The 10000-nt window shown below is 45.3% G+C and carries 8 protein-coding genes; 2 read left to right on the top strand and 6 right to left on the bottom strand.

Translation table 11 applies throughout. The features are described from left to right. A partial coding sequence (locus tag LDL40_RS01455; RefSeq protein ID WP_300992993.1) for an efflux RND transporter permease subunit occupies positions 1 to 2518 on the bottom strand: 2518 nt, incomplete at its 3' end. A gap of 69 nt (positions 2519 to 2587) precedes the next feature. Further along, on the bottom strand, positions 2588 to 3655 hold the full coding sequence (locus LDL40_RS01450; RefSeq protein WP_300992991.1) for an efflux RND transporter periplasmic adaptor subunit: 1068 nt from the start codon (positions 3653 to 3655) through the stop codon (positions 2588 to 2590). Positions 3656 to 3926: 271 nt separating this feature from the next. On the opposite strand from LDL40_RS01450, the gene LDL40_RS01445 reads away from it, so the two are divergent. Continuing rightward, positions 3927 to 5390: an OmpP1/FadL family transporter gene (locus tag LDL40_RS01445; protein ID WP_300992988.1), complete on the top strand. Its 1464-nt coding sequence runs from the start codon at positions 3927 to 3929 to the stop codon at positions 5388 to 5390. 203 nt (positions 5391 to 5593) lie between these two features. Here the strand turns inward: LDL40_RS01445 and LDL40_RS01440 are convergent, their stop codons facing one another. The 4 genes from LDL40_RS01440 to LDL40_RS01425 all read right to left on the bottom strand — a co-directional run bounded on the left by LDL40_RS01440 (position 5594) and on the right by LDL40_RS01425 (position 9231). Beyond that, positions 5594 to 6928: a DUF4397 domain-containing protein gene (locus tag LDL40_RS01440; RefSeq protein WP_300992985.1), complete on the bottom strand. Its 1335-nt coding sequence runs from the start codon at positions 6926 to 6928 to the stop codon at positions 5594 to 5596. A 272-nt stretch (positions 6929 to 7200) separates the two neighbouring features. Further along, entirely contained in the window at positions 7201 to 8160 is a 960-nt protein-coding gene (locus LDL40_RS01435; RefSeq protein ID WP_300992982.1) for a hypothetical protein, read from the bottom strand. 11 nt (positions 8161 to 8171) lie between these two features. Next, on the bottom strand, positions 8172 to 8705 hold the full coding sequence (locus LDL40_RS01430) for a hypothetical protein (protein ID WP_300992979.1): 534 nt from the start codon (positions 8703 to 8705) through the stop codon (positions 8172 to 8174). Further along, positions 8695 to 9231 (bottom strand): RNA polymerase sigma factor, encoded by a 537-nt coding sequence (locus LDL40_RS01425; protein WP_300992976.1) that lies wholly within the window; start codon positions 9229 to 9231, stop codon positions 8695 to 8697. The genes LDL40_RS01430 and LDL40_RS01425 overlap by 11 nt, the downstream gene beginning before the upstream one ends. Before the next feature lie 204 nt (positions 9232 to 9435). Here LDL40_RS01425 and LDL40_RS01420 point away from each other — a divergent pair. Then, the coding region (locus LDL40_RS01420) for a hypothetical protein (protein WP_300992973.1) at positions 9436 to 10000 on the top strand (565 nt) is incomplete at its 3' end.

Raw genomic sequence — 10000 nt, 5'->3', positions numbered from 1 at the left:
GCGGCTTTTCACTGTTTGGGTTGATGATAATTTGCGACAGTTGCTGCTCTGAATTACGGAAGTTCTCCGCCAGGCGTACCCGGATATCCACTTTACGATCGTTAATCGAATACTGACCCGCGACTTCGCCGCCAATGTAATTCGCTACCCGTTTGGATACATCAGCCGCAGTTAAACCCAGTTGAGATAAACGGTCATGATGGAAATGCAAGGTGATTTCCGGCTGACCGGAACGCAACGAGCTTTTGATATCAGTGAACCTGTCATTGGCGGCTAACGCTTTGGTCAGTTGATCTGAAGTTGCTTTTAAGCTGGTTAAATCGTGGCCAGACAGTTCTATTTCCAGAGGAGTGCTGAAACTAAAGAGCTCTGGCCTGTCGATTTTTGCGCTCAGATCCGGCATGGTGCTGACGGCATCACGGAACAATTGAATTAAACGTTCTTCATCAGCTTTAGTAGCGCTGTCTTTTAAAATAATATTTAAGCGGCCCCAATGACTGCCTCCAACATTCGGATCCACAGTCATCTGCTGGCCTGTGCCAGCCTGGGCATAACTGCGGTCAATTTCAGGTTGCAGTGAAGCCACATCCGCCAACTGTTTTAATACTTTGTCAGTACGCTCTATCGCACTGCCAACAGGAAGTTGCACTTCGACATAAAACTCGCCCTGACTCATGCTTGGGATCACGTCAAAACCTAAACCAGGGATCAGCGAATAAATCAGTGCCGTCAGGCCTATAGTGGCTGCCAGCACTAAAGCTTTGGCTTTTAAGGCTGCTGTTAATACAGCGCGGTAACCTGATTCCAAAACCCGTAAAAATGCCTGAACCAGATTCAGCAGCGGGTTAAAAATAAAACTTAAGCCTTTAGCTACAGCACGGAACAGAATAGTGAATAAGGTAAATACAGCTAAAAACACAAAACGTACAGCCAGATACAGCAGGTGAAATGGCAGCAGCGGCCATAAGTACCAACGCGATGGTTTAATAGAGAAAGGGGCTGCTGAGTTGTTTGATGCAATGACAGTTGCGGGGGCTGTGCGCTCACGGGCCGCCATTGCAGGAATCAGAGTTAAAGCCACCAGCAAAGACGCCAATAATGCATAAGTGACAGTTAAAGCCTGATCTTTAAATAACTGCCCCGCCACACCTTCCACGAACACCAGAGGGAAAAACACCGCCACTGTGGTTAAGGTTGAAGCGGTAATGGCCATAGCGACTTCACTGGCGCCTTTTTTTGCCGCTTCCATTGGAGCCATACCCTGTTCTTTATAGCGGGCGATATTCTCCAATACCACTATGGCGTTATCAACCAGCATACCTATAGCCAGAGCTATACCACCTAAGCTCATAATATTTAAGCTGATATCTTGAGCATACATCAGGTTGAACGTCGCTATTACCGACAATGGAATCGAAATCGAGATAACAAGAGTGGTCCAGACATTACGCAGGAACAAATACAGCACCAGCATCGCCAGAATACCGCCTTCAAAGGCAGCTGATTTCACTTCATCTATGGCTTGTTTAATAAAGGTGGACTGGTCGTAGACTAAAGTCAACTGGTAACCGGCCGGCAGATTTTTTTGTAAATCCTCCAGTTTGGCAGTAACAGTTTTAGCCACTTGAACTGTGTTGGCATCGCCTTCTTTGTAAATCGCAATTTCAATAGCCTCTTTGCCATGCACATAGGTAATGCTTTGACGGTCAACAAAAGAGTCTCGAATTTCGGCAATGTCGGACAAGCGGATTTGGCTTTCACCCACTTTGGCAATATACAAATTACGGATTTGGTCCAGGTTGGCAAATTGATTAATAGTACGAACCAGATAGTCGTTACTACCAGTTTCTAGACGCCCCCCCGCCTGATTAATGTTTTGCTCTTTTAAACGCTGATTGATGGTACTGATATCCAGCTTCAGCTGGCTGAGTTTTTCATTATCGATCAGGATCTGTATTTCCTGAGTTAGACCACCATCAGGCCTTACGGCGGCCACTCCGGACAAAGACTCTAAACGGCGACGTAAATCTTCTTCCGCAAAAGTACGTAAGCTCACCAACTGAGCTGGGGTTAAATCTTTTTTCTCATCACGGCTTAACGCCAGCCGTACTACAGGGTCTAAGTTTGGATTAAAGCGCAGCAACAGCGGTTTTTTTACGTCTAAAGGCAGGTAAAGCACATCGATTTTTTCGCGAACTTCAAGACCGGCCAGATCCATATCTGAGCCCCATTCAAATTCCATAATCACATCAGAACGACCAGCGCGGGACACCGAATGTACTTTACGAATGCCTTTGACAATACCCACCGCTTCTTCAATGGGTTTACTGACCAACTGTTCAACTTCAGCAGGAGCGGCACCTGCATACTCAGTGCGGATAGTTAAAGTTGGGTATGACAAATCAGGAAGTAAATTGACGGCTAGTCGCCCCATAGCGACCAGACCAAATAACATAATGCCTAAAGTGAACATCCACATGGTGACCGGACGTGCAACGGCTGTATCCACTAGTTTCATAGAAGATCCCTTCATTTTTATCTTTTTTATGTATCGCGGGGTCAAAACCCCGCAGTCAGGGGAGAGACGTTAGCTTTTAGCAATAACCTGGACCAGGCTTTGCTCTTTTAAGCTGGCGTGACCTGCAGTGACGACTTGCTCACCTTCGATTAAACCGTCCACTACTTCAAACATAGTGTCGGATTCATAGCCTGTGGTGATGCTTTTGCGTTCTACTTTGCCGTCTTTATTCACCACAAAAACAGAACTGCTGTTATCCATCGCCATTACCGCACGTTTAGGCACCAACAAAGCTGCGGTTTTTGCGTCGTATTGCACTTCGACCTGAGCAAACATGCCCGCTTTTAAACTCAGGTCACTGTTATCAACAGCCACTGTGACACGGGCTGTGCCTGTGGCAGCATCCACCACCGGAGAGATCCGAATAATTTTGGCCTCTTTTACTGGCATAGCGGCAAAATGCAGATGAGCAACCTGCCCGACTTTAGCGCGTGGCAATTGATGCTCCGGTAAATTGATCACAGCTTCTAAACGCTCTTGCGACACAATTTCAAACAAAGCTTTGGATGAATATTCAGTGATCAGCTGTCCGACTTTGACATGACGACGGGCAATCACACCGCTGATGGGAGCTATGATCTGAGTTTCTTTTAATGCCAACTCAGATAAAGCGACAGAGGCTGATAAAGATTCGACCTGCCATTTTAGCTTGTCGTACAGGTCAAAACTGACTAGTTTCTTCTGGTACATAGCTTCCAAACGCGCCAATTCGCTTTTTAACTGGCCCAGTTCAGCTTTGCCTTTAGCCAGGTTCAGTTGCTGACGTTCAGTGTCTAAGATCGCCATCACCTGACCCGCTTTGACTACATCCCCTTCCTCTACAAACAGCTGTTGCACTATGCCAGTGGATTTGCTGTTTACTTCAGCATCTTCTTTGGCTTCTAACGTACTGGTGGTTCGGTACAGACTGCTTATTTCACCGCGACTAACTACGGCCGCTTCGACCGGGATACTGAGTACTGTTTCCACTTTTGCAGCTTCAGGGCTGCCTTCTGCACTGCCGCAGCCTGTTAACACCAGTGAACTGGCCAATAAAGTGCTTGTAACAGCAGTCGCAAGTAATGAACGGGTTTTCATAATTTATCCTTAAACAAAGTCGAGTCGGTTGACCTAGGATTGCATCCCTTGTGCCACTTCGAAAAAACTAAATAAATCCATTATAAAACAACAATTTAACCACACAACAATTAAGAATAGTTCTGTTTTCATTTTAGGGATTTAGCAAATTCCACCACTTTTTAGTCAAAGCAAGATCCGACCAGTCGCAAAATTTGCCAGACTTAGAGCATGTACTCTAAGGCCCTACCCCCCTATAATGCCGCCAAATTTAACACAGGGTACAAAAACAATGTTACGAAAAGCTTCTTTGCCACTGGCAATTAGCCTCGCTTTGCTTAGTCAGTCAGCATTGGCTGAAGGTTATAAATTATTTGAACAATCAGTCAGTGCCGCAGGCAATGCTTATGCCGGCCGTGGCGCCCAAATCACTGACGCCTCTCTGGTTTATTCCAACCCTGCCGCCTTGACCAAACTCAAAGGTGCGCAATTCTCCGGTGGTCTCAATCTGATCCATGCAACAACTCGTTACAGCGATGCTTCAGCGCAAAGTGCCAACGGTATGGCTGTCAAAGGCCGTGATTCAGGCAAGTTGACTTTGTCTGAGTTAGTGCCTTTTGCATTTTATAGTGACCACTTCACAGATAATTTGAGCTGGGGTATGGGGGTTTATGCACCTTTTGGCTTGTCGTCTGACTATCAAAATGATTGGGTTGGCCGTTATTTTGCCGATGAAACCTCAATTAAAGTTGTCGCTATGCAACCCACACTAGCCTACAAGCTAAGCCAGGATTGGTCTTTTGGTTTAGGGTTAAACATTAACTACGCAGAAGGAACTTTATCCAAATACAAAGACCACTCAGGTTTATGTGAACTGGGCACTGGCATCAATGCTTTGTATCAGCGTGACGTTTATAATGCGGCCTACTGCGATAGTCACTATGAAGTGAATGGTGATGATGTCGCCGCTGGCTACAACCTGGGTATTCATGCTGATTTAGGTTCAACCAAACTGGCTTTGGTTTATCACTCAGAAGTGAAATACACCCTAAAAGGTGATTCTGAAATCAACAATACGCCTATTACCGGCGCCAATGTAGTAGGTAATCCAAACTTTATCGTTGTAGCCCCTACTCTGCCTGCTATTAGTTTAGCGACAGGTAAACTGGCGGCTAACTCCTATTTGACGGAGCAAAGCCGACTGGATTTAACGACACCAGCCAACCTGGCCTTTAGTCTTGATCAGCAATTAACCGATGTACTGTCAGTGCAAGCCAGTGTGAACTGGACGGGCTGGAGCAGCTTCGAGTCTATTGATATTGTCAGCGACGATGCCACCCCAAGTATTTCCTTAAGCACCCAACAACCGCAGAATCTGAATAAAGCCGGTTACATAGGTTATATACCAGAGCATTGGCAGGATTCCTGGTCATATTCAGTTGGCACTACAGTGCAGTACAACGACGAGCTGACATTAAAAACAGGCCTGGCGTACGATGAAAACCCTATTGGCAACAGCCATAAAACAGCCAGGGTACCGACATCAGATCGTATCTGGTGGACCTGGGGCGCAAACTGGACTCTGACTGCACAGCAAAGTCTTGATTTCGCCTATGGTTATATGTGGATGGATAAAGTACGCATCGACGAGCACGAGTACAATGCGGATGGCCAGCGTATCTACAAATCTGGCGTACAGGCAACCTATCGTAATAAAGCTCAGGTGTTAGCTGTACAATGGAACTACAAGTTCTAAACTTAGCCTGAATAAATAGACACTGAACCCGCTTGTGAAAACCACCGTTAAAACGGTGGTTTTTTTTCGAAGTGCAGACCCCTTTTACTCAGCGTGCAAACACTGTTGCAACTTTGGTCTGCAGTACTGCCCACCCTGAATTTCAGAGATAAAAAACGGCCACTCCCTGTGGCCGTTATTTTTACAACTTCACTACCAGTGAATTATTTAACCAATGTGATCTTATAACCACTTGGTGCTGCTGCAGAAGGTTCAGCTGCCAGTATGTAATTTTTACCAGCTTCCAGCTGTAACACTGCGGTTTTGTCTAATAAGCTGATAGTGCCATTTTCAGCCACGTTCACCAGTGAGATAGAGTAGAAATCTTTTGGTAAGACTAAACTGGCATATTTTTTAAATTCCAGCGCTTTTACATGGAATTTCGCACTTTCAATAGTTTCATTCTGACGAACAAAATAGAAATGCAGGTTTTTAAAGTCAGGCACCAGATTCGCTACGTTGATTTCATGTTCATCAACCTGTGGCAGGTTCTTTTCAGTAAAGCTGACAGCACCAACTTTTTGCTCGGCATCACGGAATAATAATACTGATTTGCTTTGACCTGCATTGATGGTTAATAACACGTTATTTAACAGCAACTCATTTTTTTCGTTCAGTACTGCCAGGCTGTAGTCGTTTTTATCCAACTGAATATAGTTAGTTAAGGTGTCCTGAATTAAATCACTGACAGGTAAGTTGTTGATTGCAATCTGGCCTTGTTGGTTATCCAGACTGTTGTAAATACGCACCTGACCCTTAGCTAAGCGGTGTTCCAGCGCCTCTACAGTAGTAGAGTTTCCGACCAGATCTAAAGATACCTGATTGACCATAGGGCCTAACTTATCGCGCACCACCATCACATAACTGGTGGTGTACTGGAAATTGTATGCAGCAGCTTCAAAAAACGGTGTCTTGCTACCAGCTGTGGTAATAAATAATTTGTATTTACCGCGCTTCAGCATTTTACCTGTTTTGGTAATTTCTTTGCTCGCAACAGTCTCCAACAAAGTCGCTTTGCTAAAATCGTCCGCTTCAGCTGCGGTATAAATATCAACTTTGTCATAGTTGGAGGACAAGTTGGCAACGAAAACCCGGAACTGATCGTCGAACTTCTCTTCACGTTTGTGAGTTAGAGACAAAATAGTTGGATTGGCCACATCACCTGACATTAATAACAAAGTCTTCTCGCCTTTGTTTAAGGTAATGTCTGCTTCCTTAATCAGATTGCTGCTTGAGGCATTTTTGAGCTGATATTTGTAACTACCAGGTTCAATAGCCAGCATATTGGAAGCATCACCAAAAGTGGCTGAACCAGCCGCAATTTCGTTGACTGTGAAGGAGCTATTTGCGCTATTGGCTGCACCGTTGTAAAACTGCACGTACCCCTGATTAAAACCTTCCTCTTCGGCTTTATCTCCTGAGCTGCCACCGCAGGCGGCTAAAGCGATCAGCGAAAACAAAGGCAAAGCCAGACGACTGGCACGCTGTATCATGTTCATAAAGCTATCCTGTAACTTGATTGTTAGTTGGCGAAGAGATTATGTACAGCCCTATGAAAAGCCTAGCGTTTTTACCAACTACAACAGTTAATAACAAGCTTTAACAATTCAGCCATAACTGAACACTATTAAGCTATTGCAAAGTTATGTAAAGGTGAGATGGCAGAACAGGCAAGCCCGGATACCGAAGCTCTGATCAGCGAGTGGCGTCAATAAAAAAGGGAGCAGAGCACATTGTGAACAAAGTGCTCTCTCCCTTTTTAACTTAACACTTAGTAGGTTTCTAGTTTTAACGAACCGCTGACCGTATTCAGCTCGACACTGCCTTCACCTTTACCTGTGCTGAATTCAAGGCTGCGGCGGGGCCCATATTTTGCTTTCTCTGCAGTCTGGCTGGTCAACTCGTTTCTGATAGAACCCCCTGCATTAGCTACCAGATTAAACTTAGCGCTGACGGCTTTTTCCAGTTTTAATTTAGCGTTACCACTGACAGTACTGACTTCTACACGTGGTGTCAGACTACCTTTTAGTTCAGCTTCCAGTGAACCGTTGACTGAACTCAGATTCAGCTGCTGCACATTGGTCAGTTCTAAATCCGCTTCACCGTTGACCACTGAGACTGAAACTTCTGACGCCGAGGACTTGGTATCAATACTGCCGTTGACGGCATCGATACTCAGTCTGCCTTGTGAGCCACTATCCTCAATTTCACCATTGACCGTATTCAGATTAATGCGGCCATTGTTATTGACACTAGTTATTTCGCCGTTGACTGTCTCTAGCTGAATAAACTTCTGCAGCTTTTCCGCATAGACTGAGCCATTTACCGTAGTGACTTTGGTGCTGCCCTGCACACCAGATACTTTGACGCTGGCATTGACGCCCTGAAACTCCAGTTCAGCGCCCAATGGCACTTCAATTTTTAATCGTGAACCTTCTTTTTCCTGATCATCCCAGTTGCCGTAGTTACGCAAACTTGGCATTTTTACTTTAAAGCTGGTGAAGCCATTTTTAGAGCTAAGATCATAGCCATCTGCTTTTTCATCCAAAGTGCCTGACACTTTAAAACGCCCTTCGTTTGTTGCGATGATGTCGACTTCACCACGCATATTTTCGATATAAATTTTCTCGTTATTAGCCACTTGCAGATTTTCATTAACAGATTCCGCTGCCCATAAAGACTGGCTGAACACAGACAAGGCCAGGCCTAAAATCAGTTGTTGTTTCATCATGTTACTCCAGATTAAACCAGGCCCGACTGGACCACTTTTTGTAAATAGTTCTGCTGTTGACTATACAATTGACGTAATTGTTTTAGTAACAACGCTTCATTTGGATTGTATTTCAGCGCCAGTTGAACCTGACCAATAGCCTGCTGCCATTGTGCCATTTGCTGCTGCCAATCGGCATATACAGGGTCTACCGTTTTCATACTGGCTAATTGTTCGGCTTTGGCTTGTTCAAAGCTGTACACAATAGCGGTTTCGGCATCCAGCAATTGTGGGTTAAAAGCCAAAGGTGCAGTGACAGCCACAGGTTGTAAATCTGCTGGCTGCCAAAATAAAGTCACGGCCAGTAAAACTGAAGCTGCACTGGCCACATAAGCGCTGGCAAAAGGCACAGACAACCAGGTGTTGGTTTTGATCGCTATGACTTTAGTCTCTGCTGCAGCACTCTCTGCTAAACGCTGTTCAAGCTCCGGCCACAAATCCCGTGACGGCTTTAACTCTGAAGACAATCCAGCGATCAGGGCATCTAATTCTTGTTCAGTTTTCATCTAACCACTCCCGTAATAACTGTCTTGCTCTGTGGTACTGTGATTTCGAACTGCCTTCTGCTATGCCCAGCAGCTCTGCAATTTCCTGATGTTGGTACCCTTCGAGCGCAAAGAGCACAAACACAGCCCTTGCCTGATGTGGCAAGCGTAAAATCAATTGCTCTAATTCGCGACTCTGACCCAGTTCAGCCCCTGCTATGTCAGGCATTTCTTCAGTAGCGAGTCGCAACAACTTATCCTGACGCCATACATCAATCGCAGTGCGGGTGGCAATGCTGTGCAGCCAGGTGGTAAAACTGCTGTCACCACGAAACAAAGCCAACTGCTGCCATACCTTGACGAAAACCTCCTGGCAGGCATCTTCGGCTTTGCTAGGATCAGCCAACAAGCGCAGACATACGGCATACACCCGGCCACTGTGCTGCTGGTACAGTTGCCTGAACGCCTTTAGATCGCCCTGTTGTGATAAAGACACCAGATCGTCCATGGGGCTTGCGCTTTGCTCTGTATAATCAGACCTTAACATCCCATTCCTGTTGTTGTTTTTTTATCTATTGTTATCTGGTTAGTCGCAAGCACAGAGGCAAAAGGTTTAAACGCAAAAATAAAAATCTTTCTCAAAGCAGCATAATATAGCTGAGTCACTGATTTTTAATATAAATTTTGGTTGGTATTGGGCGAAAATATCTGACAGACTCAGGTCTTATTCAGCGTAAACCAGGAGAAGCAAATGCAAGAAAAGCTCAAACAGACCAGCTTATTTTTGCTTTTGCTGGTTGTACTGACAGGCTGTACCAGCCCCCATTTTTTAAAGCTGCTGCCATCGACTCAAAAAGCGCTGCAAGCAAACCAATTGTTCGGCTATCAATATGCCCGTATGCAACAAATGGACGCTGAAGAACTGGCTTTGTATTGCCCGGATTTACTGAATCTGCCTGACGAAACCGCCAATAAAAGCTTACTCCAGCTTAGCTGCGCTCAGTTTTGGCTGTCCTCTTCAGTGTTAACGGGCGGGCCTCTGCAGCAAGCCACCAGCTTATACAATCAAAGTTTGAATCATTTTTTGCAAATCATGTTACCAAAACAAAAATACCGTCATCCGGCACTTCGCATAGTGTTAGAACCACCTGTGGATGAAACAGGTTTGGCTTTTGAAAACTTTGTGCTCGCCAGTGAATTTACCGCCGTTAAGAGCCATCATCAAAAAGTAGCGGCATCTGGTTTGGGCGTCAGTCTGGTGGCTGCCCGAAAAAATACCGGAAAAGGCTGGGATAAAAACTATCCGCCCGAAGGTA

The organism is Rheinheimera sp. (assembly GCF_020217005.1).
GTDB lineage: Bacteria > Pseudomonadota > Gammaproteobacteria > Enterobacterales > Alteromonadaceae > Pararheinheimera.
Note: the sequence above shows the minus strand (reverse complement) of the source record. Positions and strands in the feature narration are given on the sequence as shown.